The sequence below is a fragment of the Pseudoalteromonas sp. P1-25 genome (genome assembly GCF_001401805.1).
In the GTDB taxonomy this organism is placed as follows: domain Bacteria; phylum Pseudomonadota; class Gammaproteobacteria; order Enterobacterales; family Alteromonadaceae; genus Pseudoalteromonas.
This window is the reverse complement of the sequence record NZ_LKDW01000137.1, coordinates 1-229: the sequence shown is the minus strand read 5'-3', so window position 1 is coordinate 229 and position 229 is coordinate 1. Positions and strand designations below refer to the sequence as shown.

The following is a 229-nucleotide window of genomic DNA, read 5'->3' as shown; positions in this document are numbered from 1 at the left end:
CTAACTATAAAGCGGCACTAGCTCAGTTGGTAGAGCGCGACCTTGCCAAGGTCGAGGTCACGAGTTCGAGCCTCGTGTGCCGCTCCAATTTCTCACCAAAAGAAATTGGAATAGCGTATAGCTCATAAAATTTATAGTTCATAAAGCGGCACTAGCTCAGTTGCCAGAACGTAGGACGCGACCCGTCGCGCACCAACGGACAAATTACTGACTAACTATAAAGCGGCAC

Annotated in this window: 1 tRNA gene; it reads left to right on the top strand. The window is 48.9% G+C overall.

The features are described 5' to 3' along the window. Window positions 1-11: 11 nt before the first annotated feature. A tRNA-Gly gene (locus AN393_RS19880) sits at window positions 12-87 on the top strand. Window positions 88-229 lie beyond the last annotated feature (142 nt).